Raw genomic sequence first — 15,142 nt, forward strand, 5'->3', positions numbered from 1 at the left:
CTACTAGGAGAATCTATGTCATCTCTATCAGCCATATTTTTCGATTTGGATGGAACCCTTGTTGATAGCTCCATCGGAATCCATAATGCCTTTAGCTACACTTTTGACCAACTTGGAGTCCCCAGCCCTGATGCCAAAACCATCCGTAGCTTTATGGGACCCCCCCTAGAAGTTAGCTTCGCGACCTGTCTCCCAGAGGAAGAGATTGACTTAGCTATCCAGATATACCGCTCCTACTACAAAGAAAAGGGAGTTCACGAAGCTCAACTCTTCCCACATATCAAAGAATTACTTTCAGAACTAGCCAAGGACTATCCCCTCTATATCACAACTACGAAAAATACGCCTATTGCACTAACAATGACTCAAAACTTTGAGATTGATCACTTCTTTGACGGCATCTACGGTTCAAGTCCTCAAGCCCTGCACAAGGCAGATGTCATTCATCAGACTTTAAACAATCATCAATTAGAGCCAGAGCAGGTTGTCATTATCGGAGATACCAAGTTTGATATGATTGGCGCTCAGGAAACAGGGATTAAAAAATTGGCTGTTACCTGGGGATTCGGCGAACAAGCTGAACTTCTAAGTTACCAGCCTGACTGGGTTGCTCATCAAGTAGAGGATATTTTAAATCACTTGCAAAAGAAGGCCTAAGAAAAGACTCCCAAGTTAGAAGCCTAAACTCGGGAGTCTTATTTTGTTATGACTAAATAGTATCCACTAAAACAGCTCTTTTGTTTCATTTAATCAAAATGCGGAGCTTCATCTTGAACTTCTCTTGTTTCATCAGTTGTTGGTGCATCTAATTCCTTTGTAGGAAAAGCTAACAAGATTAAAAGGATAACACCATCCAGCGAAAGCACAGGAAGAAAGATAAAACCACTGAAGATAGCTAGCAGTGGAATCAATTCGAAAAAAATGAAAGCCCAATGGAGGCCCGCATCACGTAAACGACGAACTTTTAGAGCAAGACTAGGAATAAATAACACCATAAACAAAATGATATAAAGACTTAAGAAAGCTACGCCTGAAATTGGGTCTATTTCTTTTCCGGTATTCAAAATCATTTCAAAATAGATAATATAAAGTGGGATGCAAAAAATATTATTTATCAACCAAACCCACCAGAAATCGGAACGTGTTGAACGACCTGAAAAATCTAAAAAGCCTTTGAAAAAATTCTTATAAGCTTGAATCATAACCTACTCCTTTGTTATTGTTTTTTATCGTTTAGGATTCTTAATACGATTAGTAGGGCAACTGTGAAAAGATATAAAATACTCCCAGATCTTAAATTTAGACCTGGGAGTATTTTGAAGAACTAGCTTTACAGCCTAATAGATCTTATCAGCTAGATATCCTTTAACAAATTTATTTTAGTTCTTGTCTATTTCTTCAAAAGGTGAGACTTCTTGAGCTTCAACCGCTTCAATTGCCTCTACAACTTCTACAGCTTCCTCAGTTTGAACTTCTTTTACTTGGTTCATAACTGGAGTTGCTTCTTCCTTTGTTGGCATAGCCAAAAGTACTAGAAGAACAATACTACCCAGTGGAATGAATAAAATAAAGATAAGCGCCCAGTGGAAACCAGCATCACGAAGGCGACGAACCATCAAAGCAAGTGACGGCAAGAAAATTGCTAGACCAAAAATAAAATAGATAATAGCGATAAAGCCCAAAGTAATAAGAGCACTCTCATTTCGTGAGTTAGCCAGAGCATTTCCATATGATAAGAAGAAAGGAATATAAAGAATCATATTTCCAAGCCAAACCCACCAGTATTCTGAACGAGTTGAACGGCCTGCAAAATCTACATAGCCTTTAAAGAAACTTTTATAAGCGTTAATCATAAGACACTCCCTTTTATTGTTATTTGTTATATTTTACCATATCTGTTCACTTAGAGCAAATATGTTCAAAATCACCTAGAAATCCCTCTAAATATAGAAAAAAGATATTACCTGTCGCCTCCACTTAAAGAAGATTTGACGGATAATACCTTATTTTTATATTTAATCCACATGAGTTGTTTCATTAGCAAAGCCAATAATAGCTCTCTTTAATTCGGTTCCTCGCAATGTACGGAATTCCTCAATTTTTTGATCAATTGTTTCTAGAGGCATAACATTAACCTTACCGACAAAAATCTTATCCATGACTTGATTTTCTACTAACTCAGTCGATACTAGCAATTCTTCGTAGAGCTTTTCTCCTGGACGAATTCCGACTTCTACAATTGGAATTTCACTTTCAGTATGACCACTTAGAAGAACCATCTTCTTAGCCAAATCATAAATGCGTACAGGTTTACCCATATCCAGGATAAAGACTTCTCCATCCTTAGCATAAGCACCCGCATGAATCACCAAACGACTAGCTTCTGGAATAGTCATAAAGTAACGAGTCATTCGGAAATCTGTAACTGTTACAGGCCCACCTTCTGCAATCTGACGCTCAAAGACAGGAATTACACTCCCACGGCTACCGAGTACGTTACCGAAACGCACCGCACAGTAGGTAGATTGGCTACGCTGGTTAAATCCAGTAACAATCAACTCTGCAACACGTTTGGTTGCTCCCATTACATTCGGTGGATTGACGGCCTTATCAGTTGAAATCATAACCATTTTTGGCACTTTCGCTGCATCAACTGCCTTGGCAACATTGTATGTCCCAAGGATATTATTTTTAAAGGCTTCTTTTGGATTACGCTCCATCATAGGAACATGTTTGTGGGCTGCAGCATGGTAAACAATCGCTGGTTCGTACTGTTCAAATACTTGAAGTAGGCGCTCATAATCTTGAATATCTGCAATAACTGGAACAAAGTCAATTCCTTGGAAACTACGAATCAATTCATGATAGATGAGATAAATGGAATTTTCCCCATGTCCCAACAAGATCACACGCTCTGGATTGAAACGACTTATCTGGCGACAGATTTCTGAACCGATTGATCCTCCTGCACCAGTGACCAAGATGGTCTTATTATTGATTTCTCCTCCGATACGTGATTCATCCAAGCGAATTTCTTGTCTTCCCAGCAAGTCTGCAAGATCCAGTTTTTGGAAACTACCGACCGATGGATCAAGTCCTTGTACAACCGACTCAACTCGAGGCATCTTGAAGCACTTGACATTGAGTTGGTTACACATTTGCAAGATTCGTTCGTACTCTGATGGATCTAGGGAAGGGATCGCAACGATTACTTTTTCAACTCTGTAACGTTTTGCAAGTTCTGGTAATTCGTTATAAGAGCCGAGAACTGGAACTTTCCCAAGTTTTTGCCCTTTTTTCTTTTCATCATTGTCCAAAATACCAACCAACTCCAAATCACTAGTAGGATGTTGGTAACTATTCATGAAGAGGGCACCACCGTCTCCCGCACCAATTAAGAAGGTCCGACGGTGTTCTCCATCTCCAGTCCCCTTCTTACGTCTAGAGTAGATGAGTTGCCAAGTAATCCGTGGAAAAAGAATCAAGAAGGTTGTTAGCAATATAAAGAGGACGATAAAGCGGACAGAAAAGAGTGGGAGAAAGGCATAGCAGATCACATAAGACAAGATACTACTAATACTCACTCCGATGAAAATCTTCATGTAGTCCGTAATCTTGCTATAACGACTAATACTTGCATTTAGACCCCAAAATCCAATCATAATTTGATAGAAAAGGAAAGTCAAGCCCGTGTAAATCACATAGTCTGCTGGTGTGGGATTAATCAATCCATAAAACAAAATATAGGAAACAATGATTGATAAAACCATACTGGTGATGTCAAAAAATCCCCAGAATACTTGTTTTTGTTGTTTATTTAATACTTCAACCAGATCAATTACATAATCTGTCATTTTTTTATTCATGTGAATGGTATCCTCCTACGCAAAATCACATTTTCTAGTAATCTTCGGATAAATTTTTAAAATCTAATTGGCTTCAATTACTTGCTTTTTCTTAGAAGTTTTAAAAATATAAACTGTCGCACAAATCCTGGACATAGGGCAACGACAACCTGGATTAAGACACTTTTCAGATATTCTCCATAGGAAATCTGTCCACGCGCCTGCATTCTTTGACGTGCTTGGCGATAGAGTTTGAGATAGCGAAGACCTCCACGGCGTTCAAACATCCCCGCTCCCACGCGCACCTTACATAAGATTTGATCCACATTTCCAGTTCGAGCTCCAGCACTAATCATATTGAGCCAGAGAAGATCATCTTCCATATAAAGGCCATCCTCGTAGTTACCAGCCTTGAGCACCATTTCTTTTTTGAACATAACAGTCATATGATTAAAGGCACTTCTCATACGTTGGTAGGCAATGATATCCTCATGCTTAATCGGCACACGACGGTAAGACACAATCTCATCAGGTCGGTCGATAAATTCTGCAATGTGACCACCCAACAAATCCAAGTTCTCTGTTTCCATCAGATTGAACTGTTTCTCAAATCGGTCTTCAACGGCGATGTCATCCGTATCCATACGAGCAATAACATCATACTGGCACTGTAAGACACCATACTGAAGCGCCAAGCCCAAGCCACGATTTTGTTCAAGCGGACAACGCTTGACTGGAATTGTCGACTGTGCTGTCAATTTTTCCAAAACTTGATAGAGTTCAGGTGTCAAGGGACCGTCTTCAACAAGAACCACTTCACTGGGTTTAAGCGTTTGATTTAAGATACTCTCAACCGCCTCTTCTAGAAAGACGGGATTTTCTTTGATATAAACTGACATCAAGACGCTAAATTTCCGATTTTCAGACACAGTTTTTCTCCAATTTATAGATTTTCTTTCACTATTTTATCACAAATTTCTCTACTTTCCTATCTTTATTTGAATCCTGGGAAAAATCTAGTAAACAGTTTCAGGTGTTTTCAGTTTCAAATTCCCACTACCAAAGAAAGCTTCCCTTGTTCCAGCTTGACATCTCCTACAAAAAAACTTAAAATAAGCTGTTATTAAAATCAGCTATTCGAGGTTCACATGAAAAAACGATCACTCTTTTTTATTCTAGGAATTATCTTAATTGGAGCGGTCTTAAGAGCTCCTTTCACAGCTTTACCAACTGTTTTGGGAGATATTGCCCAAGGTCTAGGCGTGGAAGTTAGTTCACTTGGTGTTTTGACCAGTCTCCCTCTCTTGATGTTTGCCCTCTTCTCCTCTTTTGCAACTCGTTTGGCTCAAAAAATTGGACTCGAGCACCTTTTTACCTATAGTCTTATCGTATTGACCATCGGTTCAGTGATTCGTATCTTTAATCTTCCTCTACTCTATCTAGGGACTTTACTTGTCGGAGCAAGTATTGCGATCTTTAACGTGCTCCTTCCTAGCGCCATTCAGGTCAATCACCCACAAAAGATTGGCTTTCTGACAACCATCTATGTGACCTCTATGGGGATTACAACGGCTCTTGCTTCCTATCTCTCTGTACCCATTACTCAAGCAAGCTCTTGGAAAGGCTTGATTCTCTGTTTATCCTTGGTCTGCCTACTAACTTTAGTGGTCTGGTTGCCCAACCATCGTCACAATCATTTTCTAAAAGGAAGTGAGAAAAAACAAAAGAAAGAGAATATCTTAAAAAACAAGCAAGTTTGGGCTATAATCGTATTCGGTGGACTTCAGTCCTTACTCTTCTATACCAGCATGACCTGGTTACCTACCATGGCAATCAGTGCTGGCTTATCTCACACAGATGCCGGTCTTTTAGCTTCGATCTTTTCTCTGACTAGTATCCCCTTTTCGATGACTATTCCAAGTTTAACGACTCGTTTGTCCAATCGTCACCGTCAAATCATGCTGACAGTCATCTCTATCGCTGGATTGCTTGGAATTGCCATGCTCTTATACCCGAGCAACAGCTTCCTCTACTGGTTAGTAGCGCATCTCTTGATTGGTACTGCCTGTAGCGCTCTTTTCCCTTATCTCATGGTTTGCTTCTCCATCAAAACAAGCTCGCCTGAAAAGACAGCCCAATTGTCTGGACTTGCCCAGACCGGCGGCTACATTTTGGCAGCCATCGGCCCTACCTTGTTTGGTTATAGTTTTGACATGTTCCAATCTTGGGTCCCTGCTGTTTTGGCCCTCCTCGTCATTGATATCATCATGACAATCTCCCTCTTTATGGTGGATAAAACTGAGAAAATCCTCTAAAAAGGTTTTAGAATTTACCACAGATAAACACACTTTTCAAGCCAGACTGAGTCTGGTTTTTTTGGATCTTCACAACATTTTACAAAGTATAGATTTACCAAGCATACTACTCTTACTATGCGCAAAAATGATATAATAAAGCTAGGAAAACTTCGGTTACAATTTATTAGGAGTAGCACTGTTTGGGTACATAAAAGGTTATTACTTTGGGAATTGATAGTTGAAGCGATGCTAAAGTTGAAATTATAAACGTCTACATTTATAATTGTTTTAACACCATTAAGAAATTTTGATTAGATAAAAAATCTCGATTAACCAAGGACCATTGAATCATATAAGGAGAAATTTATATGCTAGCAAAAGCAGGGGACGTCTATTGTGTTTACAATTTCCATCTAAAAAAATACACAGCTTGTCAGATAACCAAGATAGAAGAGGGGGAGAAAAAGCCGCAGGCTGTCCTACTGTCTTTAGACTGGTCGGGAAAACAACCTCTTAGAGAAGAAGAACTATCTTCTTTGAAGCCACTCTATATAGATTTTATGTACTGGGAAAGAAACTTACATCTCAGTAATGTTGATATTCATGTACCGTCACATTATATTTTTATTGGTAATACAACACCATTAACAACCGAAAGCACAAACACATATGCTATGTTTTGGGGGAATGGTTACGATATTTATAGGCAACTGAAATGGCAAGAAATACCAAAAGAAAAAAGAGATTTATTTAAGAAAGCAGATAAAAGCAAGGAAAAAGTTTCATTTACAGGAAATGAGTGCCGTATCTCTAAACACAATATCAATGACGAGTGGACGCCTTTTGAAGACGCATTAGAATTAAAGGTCTTTCCTTGTTTATCTAAGTTGACATTAACGAGATGGCACAAAAATATATATGAGTATTTGCAGTCAACTCCTTTTATTACAGAACTAGTTCTTAAAAATCATGGACAAACAAAACTGGATTTTTCTAAGACATCCATACATCGACTTTCCATTGATTTGACAGGCGTAGAGGAACTTAGATTGAACGATGATTTGGAGGAGCTAGTCTTATTAGGAGACATGAGCGACAATTGTCAAATACTTGTAAAGGACCATGGAGCCAGCTTACGATTACAACTTGATCGTTCTCTACCTAAGATACTGGGATTAAAAGATTTAGGAGCCATCCATTGTTCGAATATTCTTGAAATAGACTTTGCACAAATCTTGAATAACTATCCAAATCTTAGGGAATTAAGATTGTGGGGGAAACCTGGTCATATTCTCAATTTCCATAAATTATCAGAGTTCAAAGAGTTAGTCATGTTTTCCACTGTTGATTTGTTTGGCTTTACTGCAGAGGATATTCCCAAACCAGAAGATTTACCTCGATTAAGCATGTTTTGGATGAGCAGCTTACCAGAAGAGGCCGCTAAAGTAGCCAAAAAATATTATAAAAAACAGCAAGACAAGGGACTGAATCTTTGGATAACAAAACCGAGAAAAGCTGAATGGCTAGCCCAAAACCTAGACAATCCATTTCGCTCATGGGATGGACAAGAAAATATTTCAACCGCAAACGCAAAAAAAGCAGCCTCTCTATATAGAAAGACTAGAGCAAGTCTTATAAAGCTTCTAGAAAACCCCAACGAGGACACTATGAAACACATAGAAGTCCTCATAAGAGAATATACTCAAGGTTTCAATAAAATGGACAAGCGTAACTGTTTTATTGAAACAATCGAGAGAGAGGATATCTATGATGCCCTGGTCGAGATCTTAGATTTACTACCTGAAGATTTAGGGATGGACAAAGAAAAATTTATAGAAATCTTTGATGAGCTAAAAGATTTTTAAATGAGAAACCTTTCTAGTTCATTCTTGAAACGGAGATTATCATGACTAACTTTATACAGACTATCACAGTCGAAAATCGGCAGGTCGACAAAGAGAATTACTTTACAATTGGCTACTCTCCTGAGATAGAAAAATCTTTACTGTGTGTTTATATTTCTTGGATTGCTGGTTACGAACGCTATTACGAGTTAGATGACGGAGATTTGGCTCTCTTTGAAAGCAAACGAGAAGAATTTCTCAAAAAATATGACAAAGAAATCAAGGTTTATCGGACTGAAAGATTGATTGGTTCTGGTGCCTTGAGGGATTACAATTTCAGTTCTTTGCCTGAAAATATCCTAGAAAACTTGGATAGCTATCCTCCATTTAATGGATATGTCTATCAAAACGGCATCCTCTGTGCTAGAATCAAGATTGAAGACAAGTATTTTTATCTTCCGCCCATTTATGATGAGGATTACAGATAAGCATTGCCTCAAAGTAATGCAAAACAGCCTCCAATCTTCTAGTTTTTGCTAGAAGATTTTTTATATATAAAAATTTTACACATATTACTTGACAGCGTTTCCATTTAGATGTATGATGTATGTGTAGAATAATTATATATAAAATTTTTATATACTAAAAAGGAGGTGCCCCATGTATTTTCCGACATCAGCGGCTTTGATTGAATTTCTCATCTTAGCCATCCTAGAACAAGGGGATTCCTATGGTTATGAAATTAGCCAAACCATTAAACTCATTGCCAAAATCAAGGAATCTACCCTCTACCCCATCTTGAAAAAACTGGATACCAACCGCTATCTGACTACATACTCTCGCGAATACCAAGGTCGGATGCGGAAGTACTACTCCTTAACAGAGATTGGGGAGGAGCAACTATTTGTACTCAGAGAAGAGTGGACACTCTACACTGACACTATCAACGGCATCATAGAAGGGAGCATTCGCCATGACAAGAACTGAATATTTGAATCAGCTTGAAGCCTATCTGATGAAGCTTCCTCAATCTGATCGCATTGAAGCCATGGATTACTTCAAAGAACTCTTTGATGATGCGGGTCCAGAAGGTGAGGAGGAGCTTATCGCTAGCCTGGGAAGTCCAAAAGAAGCTGCCCATGATGTCCTGACTACACTTCTTGATAAGAAAATAAACGAAGAAAATTCCAGCAAGAACGACCGCCATATTTTACGCATCGCTCTACTAGCCCTTCTTGCAGCTCCTATCGGAATTCCAGTCGGAATTGCTCTTCTCATGGCTATCATCGGGATTTTTATCGCTGCTGTCAGCGTACTTATGGCCTTCTTTGCTGTATCAGTGGCTGGACTAATCCTAGGAGGCGTTCTCCTATTTGAAAGCTTCTACGTTCTGGCTGAATCGACATCTGCTTTTGTGCTGATTTTTGGTGGAGGTTTATTAGCGATTGGGGCTTCGTCTCTAGTCTTACTAGCAACTTCTTATGTGACCCGTTTCTTTGGATTACTAGTCCTTCGACTTATCCAATGGATTCTTAATAGAGGAAAGAGAGGTGAAAGACATGCGTAAATGGACAAAAGGATTTCTTATCTTTGGTGTTGTTACCAGTATCATCGGTTTTTCAATGATAATCATCGGCATCCAAACAGACGGTGTCAGAGGCCTCCTTGCAATGTCACAAAAACCAGTCTTTGAGAGCCGAATGGAAGAGCTCGTTTTTGATCAAGATATTGAAAATCTTAACATGTCACTGACAGAACATTCGTTAGTCATTAGAGAATCTAGCGATGACAAGATTCACCTTCAGTATCACCCGACCATCTCTGAAAAAGAAAACCTCCAGCATTCTATCAAAGAAAAAACTCTTGAGATTTCTGACACCAAGTCAACGACACGTCGTTCTGTAGGTTCTAGTATCGAGGGAATCCTATTTATCGCAAGTGAATTCTCAAGTCGCAATAATGAAGTCGTTCTATCACTACCAAAAGGAAGAGAATTAAAAAATCTAACCGCCCAGGTTGACCATGGTATCCTTTCGATTGCCGATGTAAAACTCAGCAACGCCAAGATTCAGTCAAATGGCTATCTTCTTCGTATCACTAATAGCGAGATCAAAAATAGCCAGCTGACCACAACTGGAATTGTCAATGTATTTGAAACCAGTCTAACAGATAGCCGTATCCAAGCAGAACATCAACATATCTCTGCTGACGACATCCAAGTGCACGGTAAGGTAGAATTCGAGGCAGAAAATGACATCATACTCATGTTGTCCCGAAAAGAGCTTGAACGAATCAATCTCAATCTCTCATCAGAATACGGGGCTATCTATCATCGAACTCGAGAAGGAGTGAATCCTGTCCAGGGGAATCATGTAAATAATGACGAAGAATTCTCCAATCCTTACAAAGTAGAGAAAAAAGATACGCAAGATCTCCTCGTCGCAAAGGCAGGTCAAGATATCAACATTCCAGACGAACCGGATCGCTCACCCAATTCGAGAGATCATTAATCATAGTTAATCATTACTACTCAAACAAGAAATAAAAAGGAGGTCCCATCATGACTCAAGAATGGTTTGAAAGTGCTGATTTCGAGAAAACAGCCAACAATGATAAAAAAGATATCCCATCTAACCCAGTCATTCCCCAAGAAGAGATAAAAGAAAAAGAAGAGTTGCCGGTGGTTGAAGAAAATCTTCAAGTCAATCCTGAAGAACAAGAAGCTGACCTAGAAAAAGTAGAGAATGACGAACACGAAGAGATCGTGGAAAATACAGAAAAGATAGACAGGTCAGAAGAACCTGTAGAGACTGAAGAACAAGAAGAACTGGCAACAAAGACAGACCAAGCAGAAAAACCAGTTAAGGAAGCACCTCAGCCTTGCAAATCTTTGGAAAGTCCATTTGTCCCAGACCCTGTCCCTACAAAAACTGCAATTTTCAGGGAAGAAATGGCTGAATTTTGGACTTGGTTACAGGGTGCTATTAAAGAACCGACCTCTAGTGTTTACACAGATAAAAAACACAGTTATACTGCCTTTGCGCTCCTATCTATCTTTTCTGCTACGAGTTTCTTCTTTAGCATCTATCACATCAAGCAAGCCTACTACGGCCATATGGCAGCCATCGACTCTAAAGCTCTCCAGCATTTCCCTTCACTGAATCTCTTTTCTATCTTCTCTATCTTGGTAGCTACAAGTCTCTTCTTCTTTTCAATCCTCATGGGTGGATTTGTAGTCAAACGCTTTGTCGACCAAGACCGTAACTGGACACTGGAAAAAGCCTTGCAAGAGTATAGCAGACTCTTCGCCCTTCCTATCCTGCTCACGGGTATTGCGAGTTTCTTTGCCTTCTTTAATAGTCTACGTTTTGCAGCTCTTCTTTGCCTCATTAGCATCGGTCTGGTACTTCTTGCCAACCTCTATACCATCTCAAGACCAAGTAAAGATAGCCAAACCGACTCCTTCTATCGCCTTCTCTTGGCCTTCCTAGTCAACGGAAGCATCCTATTTCTCTTTTTCCTAGCAGAAATGGCACTGGTTTTTGATTATCTCCGAATCCTAGCTTTTATGTAAGATAAAATCCTGTCAGCTCTTGACAGGATTTTTTGTACACAAAAACAAGCCGTTCGGCTTGTTTTATTTTTCAGTTGCTAATGCTTCAAAATCTTCCCCTAAAACAGGTCCTACCACTATTTGATTGGCATCCAAATTCTGACAAAGTTCCTTTGGAAGAGCTTCTAAGAATCTTGCATAATCTAGTCTGGCTACTGCTTCATAGTCTTCAGGCTTAGAACCATCTCCAGATATTTTCACCAAGTCAATCTCCCAGATGACATCTTTACCTGCCAATTGCTCAATGTAAGGAGCAGGAACAACAGGCCCCTTCGGTAAGATAGTCTTAACTCCCTGGGCTAAATGGTAGATGCCGTGAATCTTGCCTTGGCCATCTGGGTAAAATCTGAGGGTTGCAAGATAAGCATCAGACTCTTGAACCTTTTTGGCCAGAGTTTCAAAACGTGTCAAACCATCTTGTTCTAAGAAAGCTTCCAAATCCGTCTTATTAAAATAAATAGGTGAAAGAATTCCTTGGCAGAAATATAGACGAGCAGCCTTGTCAGCTAAATAGTTTTTAACAGTTTCTTGGAAATAAAGATTCAAGTCGAAGTCCTCTAAACCTTCAACTGCTTCTCCTATCTTACTAGACAATGCTCGTAAAAGATCTTCTACAATTTCCCAGTCAGCTCTTGTGATAAAATCAGGAATAACAACTTGATAGCCTTTCTTGCTATCTTCATAGCTAACTTTAAAGAGAAATTGAGACTTACCCACAACAGCACACTCGATATACTCAAGGCGATTGAGAGGTTGACGGAGGTAGACAGCATCATAACTATGCGACTCTAAACCATCTACCAAGTTCAAGATAGACTTGGCTGTATAAATCTCCTGTTGTCCTATAATACTTTGTTTATTTGGAATCAAAAATGTTTTCGCCATAAATGGCCTCCTTCGAAATCGTTTACATATAGTATACACCATTTTCCTGAAAGATGCAGAAACAAATTTAAGATTTTTGAGTCAAAAGCATAGAAAAACAGCCCCTTGGGACTGTTTCTTTTTAAACTGCTGCAGCTTCGTCTAGGCTTTCACCAATCACAGCAAGTCTTTCTACTACATCTGCATGTGTTAGTTCATGCTCCAAAACATAGCGATTGCGTGGGTGAACACGGCATTCATGTGAGCAACCACGAAGGTACTTGTCTTCGTTTTCTTCTGACGTCAAGATACGACGGTTACAGAAAGGATTTCCACAGTTGACATAGCGCTCACATGGTGTTCCATCAAACCAGTCCTTACCAACAACTGTTGGATTTACATGGTTAACATCCACCGCGATACGCTCGTCAAAGACGTACATTTTACCATCCCAAAGCTCACCTTGAACTTCTGGATCCTTACCGTATGTTGCGATACCTCCGTGCAATTGACCAACATCTTTATAACCTTCACGAACCATCCAACCAGAGAATTTTTCACAACGTACTCCACCTGTACAATAGACCACAACACGTTTGTCCATGAATTTTTCCTTGTTGTCACGGACCCACTGTGGCAACTCACGGAAGTTACGGATTTCAGGACGGATAGCTCCTCGGAAATGACCTAGATCATATTCGTAGTCATTACGTGTATCTAAGACAACGGTATCTTCATCAAGTAAAGCTTCCTTGAACTCTTTTGGAGACAGGTAAGCACCAGTTGTTTCTAATGGATTAATGTCATTGTCAAAGTCATTGTCTTCAAGACCTAGGTGAACAATTTCTTTTTTGTAACGAACGAACATCTTCTTGAAGGCTTGCTCGCTTTCTTCGTCGATTTTAAACCATAAGTCTTCCATGCCTGGAAGAGAGTGAACATAGTCCATATATTTTTGAGTTGTTTCGTAATCACCAGATACAGTTCCGTTGATTCCTTCGTCAGCGACAAGGATACGACCTTTTAAGCCGATAGATTTACAGAAGGCCAAATGATCTGCAGCAAATTGTTCCGCATTTTCAATTGGAGTATAGAGGTAGTAAAGTAAGACACGAATATCTTTTGCCATAAGATTTATTCTCTTTTCTATTCTTAAATTTTCAGAATTTTTCATCTAACTATACTAGTATACCGACAAAGAAAAGCGATTGCAATTTATTTGACTGAAATTTAACCTCCTCTAACTAGGGCTAGTTTTGAGTTGCAATTCTACATCAAACTCAAAACAATAAAAAAATCCTTGGATAATTCCAAGGATTAATGTTTATGCTTTTTTAGCTTTAGACATGTAGAAGAGTTGGAGAAGAATACCAACGATAGCCATACCGATAACGATGAAGAAGGCCATTGTGTAGTCTCCTTTGTTGGCTTGCGCAAGACGTGCACCAAGCTGTGGACCAGCAATCGCAGCCACACCGTATGCAGTAAACATCCAACCGTAGTTTGTTCCTACATAAGTTACTCCCCAGTTTTCAGCAGTGATACCTGGGAATGAACCTAGGAATCCACCGAATGACAAGGCAACCATCATAACTCCAAGAATAGCTAAGATGCTACCTGGGCCTTTAAACAAGGCTGTAAGCAATAATCCAACAGCAATTGCTCCAAACATAGCGATAACTGTAGGGTAGCGACCAATCTTATCAGATACTGAACCCCAGAAGATACGTCCAAATGTATTAGCGATAGATACTAACATAACGAAGAGTGTAGCTTCTCCTACAAGTTGATACTGGTCAGAGATTGATGCAGCAGTACCGATGATCATCATTCCACCAGTAGCACCAAGAACGTAAATCAACCATAGAAGCCAGTAATTTCCATCACGAAGCATTTCTTTGTAAGTTTTACCTTCTGGTTGGGCTGACCCAGCTGCAGGCGCAGCCGCAGGAGCTTTCTCCATTACCAAAGAAGAAGTACAAATAACAATTAGAAGAATGATACCTAATACTTTAAATGTTGAGTATACACCCATAGAAGCAATCAAAGCTTTGGCAACTGGACCGATAATAAGTGGACCTAATCCGAAACCTGCCGCTGTCAAACCACCAGCTAGACCTTTTTTGTCTGGGAACCACTTAGTAGCAACTGAAGTAGATGCTCCATAAGCTGAACCAATACCAAGTCCTAAGACAACCCCGTAAGTGAGGTAAAGAATAGGAAGAGTGGTAGCAAATCCAGTAGCAAACATACCAGCACCAAAGAGAATACCACCTAGGAATACAAATTTCTTAGGTCCTACTGAATCGACTTTAGGACCAAAAATAATCATACCAACAGGTACCATTGCAAAAGAAATACTAAAGGCCAAAGAAGTTTGGGCTTGAACCCATCCTTGACTAGCATTGGTTTCTAGCAGTGCCTTTTGAAAGACTGACCAGGCGTACCCAGCACCTAGAGAGAGATTCGTTAAAATGGCTGCTGCCAAAATTAACCAACGATTGGGTGTTTTTTTCATATGAATAACCTCATGTAAAATTCTTATCCCTAAAGGGAAACTTAGACAAGTGTTGTCATTTCCTTATCTACCTAGCCTAGAAAATTTATCTAGTAAGTCTACGTAAATCAGCTAGTATATAAGCAAATTGCTTATATGAGAACACTGATTTAAAAGCTAGC

Annotated in this window: 15 protein-coding genes; 8 read left to right on the plus strand and 7 right to left on the minus strand. The window is 39.4% G+C overall.

What is annotated here, in order from left to right:
* The first annotated feature begins 15 nt into the window (after positions 1–15).
* Positions 16–657 carry an HAD hydrolase-like protein gene (locus QM941_RS08360; RefSeq protein ID WP_414340119.1) on the plus strand — a complete coding sequence of 214 codons (642 nt, stop codon included), beginning with the start codon at positions 16–18 and terminating at the stop codon, positions 655–657.
* An 89-nt stretch (positions 658–746) separates the two neighbouring features.
* Here the strand turns inward: QM941_RS08360 and QM941_RS08365 are convergent, their stop codons facing one another.
* From QM941_RS08365 to QM941_RS08380, 4 genes are all read right to left on the minus strand, one after another.
* Positions 747–1,202: a DUF805 domain-containing protein gene (locus QM941_RS08365; protein WP_414340120.1), complete on the minus strand. Its 456-nt coding sequence runs from the start codon at positions 1,200–1,202 to the stop codon at positions 747–749.
* A 177-nt stretch (positions 1,203–1,379) separates the two neighbouring features.
* Entirely contained in the window at positions 1,380–1,853 is a 474-nt protein-coding gene (locus tag QM941_RS08370; RefSeq protein WP_414340121.1) for a DUF805 domain-containing protein, read from the minus strand.
* 162 nt (positions 1,854–2,015) lie between these two features.
* The gene (locus QM941_RS08375) at positions 2,016–3,866 is read right to left on the minus strand and encodes a polysaccharide biosynthesis protein (protein ID WP_414340122.1); all 1,851 of its coding nucleotides are present in this window, start codon (positions 3,864–3,866) and stop codon (positions 2,016–2,018) included.
* A gap of 77 nt (positions 3,867–3,943) precedes the next feature.
* Positions 3,944–4,774: a glycosyltransferase gene (locus QM941_RS08380; RefSeq protein WP_414340123.1), complete on the minus strand. Its 831-nt coding sequence runs from the start codon at positions 4,772–4,774 to the stop codon at positions 3,944–3,946.
* Positions 4,775–4,993: 219 nt separating this feature from the next.
* Here QM941_RS08380 and QM941_RS08385 point away from each other — a divergent pair, with 219 nt between their 5' ends.
* The 7 genes from QM941_RS08385 to QM941_RS08415 all read left to right on the plus strand — a co-directional run bounded on the left by QM941_RS08385 (position 4,994) and on the right by QM941_RS08415 (position 11,560).
* Entirely contained in the window at positions 4,994–6,160 is a 1,167-nt protein-coding gene (locus QM941_RS08385) for a CynX/NimT family MFS transporter (protein ID WP_414340124.1), read from the plus strand.
* Between the two features lie 350 nt (positions 6,161–6,510).
* Positions 6,511–8,007 (plus strand): gliding motility protein, encoded by a 1,497-nt coding sequence (locus QM941_RS08390; protein WP_414340125.1) that lies wholly within the window; start codon positions 6,511–6,513, stop codon positions 8,005–8,007.
* Between the two features lie 41 nt (positions 8,008–8,048).
* Positions 8,049–8,474: a hypothetical protein gene (locus QM941_RS08395; RefSeq protein ID WP_414340126.1), complete on the plus strand. Its 426-nt coding sequence runs from the start codon at positions 8,049–8,051 to the stop codon at positions 8,472–8,474.
* A 172-nt stretch (positions 8,475–8,646) separates the two neighbouring features.
* A complete protein-coding gene (locus QM941_RS08400) occupies positions 8,647–8,973 on the plus strand; it encodes a PadR family transcriptional regulator (protein ID WP_006149048.1) in 327 nt (108 codons plus the stop codon).
* A complete protein-coding gene (locus QM941_RS08405) occupies positions 8,960–9,553 on the plus strand; it encodes a DUF1700 domain-containing protein (protein WP_414340127.1) in 594 nt (197 codons plus the stop codon). The genes QM941_RS08400 and QM941_RS08405 overlap by 14 nt, the downstream gene beginning before the upstream one ends.
* Complete coding sequence (locus tag QM941_RS08410) at positions 9,546–10,496, plus strand: DUF4097 family beta strand repeat-containing protein (protein WP_414340128.1); 951 nt, start codon at positions 9,546–9,548, stop codon at positions 10,494–10,496. Before QM941_RS08405 ends, QM941_RS08410 begins: the two co-directional genes overlap by 8 nt.
* Before the next feature lie 50 nt (positions 10,497–10,546).
* Positions 10,547–11,560, plus strand: coding sequence for a DUF6574 domain-containing protein (locus QM941_RS08415; protein WP_414340129.1), 1,014 nt, complete (start codon positions 10,547–10,549; stop codon positions 11,558–11,560).
* 63 nt (positions 11,561–11,623) lie between these two features.
* Here QM941_RS08415 and QM941_RS08420 read toward each other — a convergent pair whose 3' ends face one another.
* The 3 genes from QM941_RS08420 to QM941_RS08430 all read right to left on the minus strand — a co-directional run bounded on the left by QM941_RS08420 (position 11,624) and on the right by QM941_RS08430 (position 14,981).
* Positions 11,624–12,484, minus strand: a complete 861-nt coding sequence (locus tag QM941_RS08420) for a DUF4299 family protein (RefSeq protein ID WP_414340130.1) — start codon at positions 12,482–12,484, stop codon at positions 11,624–11,626.
* Positions 12,485–12,605: 121 nt separating this feature from the next.
* On the minus strand, positions 12,606–13,592 hold the full coding sequence (locus QM941_RS08425; RefSeq protein ID WP_414340131.1) for a rhodanese-related sulfurtransferase: 987 nt from the start codon (positions 13,590–13,592) through the stop codon (positions 12,606–12,608).
* A 195-nt stretch (positions 13,593–13,787) separates the two neighbouring features.
* On the minus strand, positions 13,788–14,981 hold the full coding sequence (locus QM941_RS08430; RefSeq protein WP_414340132.1) for an OFA family MFS transporter: 1,194 nt from the start codon (positions 14,979–14,981) through the stop codon (positions 13,788–13,790).
* Positions 14,982–15,142 lie beyond the last annotated feature (161 nt).

The organism is Streptococcus timonensis (assembly GCF_047460355.1).
Classification (GTDB): Bacteria; Bacillota; Bacilli; order Lactobacillales; family Streptococcaceae; genus Streptococcus; species Streptococcus timonensis_A.

Bases quoted from the DNA above. Each gene is read 5' to 3' on its own strand.
- QM941_RS08375 (WP_414340122.1), bottom strand. From the start codon at position 3,866: ATGAATAAAAAAATGACAGATTATGTAATTGATCTGGTTGAAGTATTA.
- QM941_RS08370 (WP_414340121.1), bottom strand. From the start codon at position 1,853: ATGATTAACGCTTATAAAAGTTTCTTTAAAGGCTATGTAGATTTTGCA.
- QM941_RS08390 (WP_414340125.1), top strand. From the start codon at position 6,511: ATGCTAGCAAAAGCAGGGGACGTCTATTGTGTTTACAATTTCCATCTA.
- QM941_RS08425 (WP_414340131.1), bottom strand. From the start codon at position 13,592: ATGGCAAAAGATATTCGTGTCTTACTTTACTACCTCTATACTCCAATT.
- QM941_RS08420 (WP_414340130.1), bottom strand. From the start codon at position 12,484: ATGGCGAAAACATTTTTGATTCCAAATAAACAAAGTATTATAGGACAA.
- QM941_RS08395 (WP_414340126.1), top strand. From the start codon at position 8,049: ATGACTAACTTTATACAGACTATCACAGTCGAAAATCGGCAGGTCGAC.
- QM941_RS08360 (WP_414340119.1), top strand. From the start codon at position 16: ATGTCATCTCTATCAGCCATATTTTTCGATTTGGATGGAACCCTTGTT.
- QM941_RS08415 (WP_414340129.1), top strand. From the start codon at position 10,547: ATGACTCAAGAATGGTTTGAAAGTGCTGATTTCGAGAAAACAGCCAAC.
- QM941_RS08385 (WP_414340124.1), top strand. From the start codon at position 4,994: ATGAAAAAACGATCACTCTTTTTTATTCTAGGAATTATCTTAATTGGA.
- QM941_RS08410 (WP_414340128.1), top strand. From the start codon at position 9,546: ATGCGTAAATGGACAAAAGGATTTCTTATCTTTGGTGTTGTTACCAGT.
- QM941_RS08430 (WP_414340132.1), bottom strand. From the start codon at position 14,981: ATGAAAAAAACACCCAATCGTTGGTTAATTTTGGCAGCAGCCATTTTA.
- QM941_RS08400 (WP_006149048.1), top strand. From the start codon at position 8,647: ATGTATTTTCCGACATCAGCGGCTTTGATTGAATTTCTCATCTTAGCC.
- QM941_RS08405 (WP_414340127.1), top strand. From the start codon at position 8,960: ATGACAAGAACTGAATATTTGAATCAGCTTGAAGCCTATCTGATGAAG.
- QM941_RS08365 (WP_414340120.1), bottom strand. From the start codon at position 1,202: ATGATTCAAGCTTATAAGAATTTTTTCAAAGGCTTTTTAGATTTTTCA.